The organism is Streptococcus sp. (assembly GCF_019414905.1).
Classification (GTDB): Bacteria; Bacillota; Bacilli; order Lactobacillales; family Streptococcaceae; genus Streptococcus.
On sequence record NZ_DXLC01000160.1, the window covers coordinates 1 to 1,368 of the forward strand.

Consider the following 1,368-nt stretch of genomic DNA (forward strand, 5'->3'; position numbering starts at 1 on the left):
TAATAATTTTTGGCCGGAAATGAAGTCCAAGTTATTGGTGATATACTCGGTTAAGTCATTTTCAAATATCCAGTCGAGCAGTTCATATTTGTCAAGAAAGTGATTGTAAAAGGTCTGTCTACGAATGCCAGCTGATTCCATGATATCTACAATAGAGATTTTATCAAATTCTCTAGTAGCTAATAGGTCTCTAAATGCCTTGGCAATCCGTTTTTTTGTAATGAGTGATGATGCCATAGGAAACCTTTCTTTTACTTACTTCATTTTACCAAAAAAATGTTTTAAACGGGTTTAAAAGGGGACAAATAATAGAATCTGTCCCTTATCAGTCAGCGATAAAAAATATATAATGAAAACGAAAACAAAGGTACATGCCGAAAGGAGTTTCTCATGAAAAAAATTATAAATGAACCGACACAAGTTGTTGATGAAATGTTGCAGGGATTGTCATTCATGCATGATGACTTGGTAGAACGCTTAGATGGTTTTGATGTCATCGTTAGAAAGGCAGAAAAGACAGGAAAAGTTGGACTCATTTCAGGTGGAGGTTCAGGACATGAACCAAGTCATGCTGGATTTGTAGGAGATGGAATGTTGTCTGCTGCCATTTGTGGAGCAGTCTTCACTTCACCTACTCCGGACCAAATTTTAGAAGCCATTAAGGTGGCTGATGAAGGTGCTGGAGTTTTCATGGTCATCAAGAACTATTCTGGTGACATTATGAACTTTGAAATTGCACAAGAACTTGCTGAAATGGAAGGTATTGATGTAGCAAGCGTTGTTGTTGATGATGATATCGCTGTTGAAAATAGTCTCTATACCCAAGGTCGTCGAGGTGTTGCAGGTACTATTTTGGTCCATAAAATTTTGGGTGATGCAGCTCGTTCTGGTAAATCATTATCTGAAATGAAGGACTTGGCCGATAAACTTGTGTTAGAAATTAAAACAATTGGGCTGGCCTTGTCTGGAGCAACCGTTCCTGAGGTTGGGAAACCAGGATTTATTCTAGAAGATGATGAATTTGAATATGGAGTTGGTATTCATGGTGAGCCAGGATATAAAAAAGAGAAAATGCAACCTTCCGCACAATTGGCTTCAGAATTGGTTGAAAAACTATCTGAAGGTTTCCAACTTAAGGCTGATGAACGCTATGGCCTTCTCATTAATGGTTTAGGAAGCACTCCTCTTATGGAACAATACGTATTTGCGAATGATGTGGCTAAATTACTCCATGGAAAAGGTGTTGAGTTGGCATTTAAGAAAATTGGAAACTATATGACATCAATTGATATGGCTGGATTATCATTAACATTTATTCGATTGGCAGATGATGAATGGTTAGATGCTTTAAATGCACCTGTTACAACA

Annotated in this window: 2 protein-coding genes; one reads left to right on the top strand and one right to left on the bottom strand. The window is 37.6% G+C overall.

Going from position 1 to position 1,368, the window contains the following annotated elements; translation table 11 throughout:
• A partial coding sequence (locus QZ359_RS04735) for a TetR family transcriptional regulator (RefSeq protein WP_293963370.1) occupies positions 1-237 on the bottom strand: 237 nt, incomplete at its 3' end.
• A 153-nt stretch (positions 238-390) separates the two neighbouring features.
• On the opposite strand from QZ359_RS04735, the gene dhaK reads away from it, so the two are divergent.
• Positions 391-1,368: dihydroxyacetone kinase subunit DhaK (gene dhaK / locus QZ359_RS04740; RefSeq protein WP_293963373.1), on the top strand; the 978-nt coding region annotated here is incomplete at its 3' end.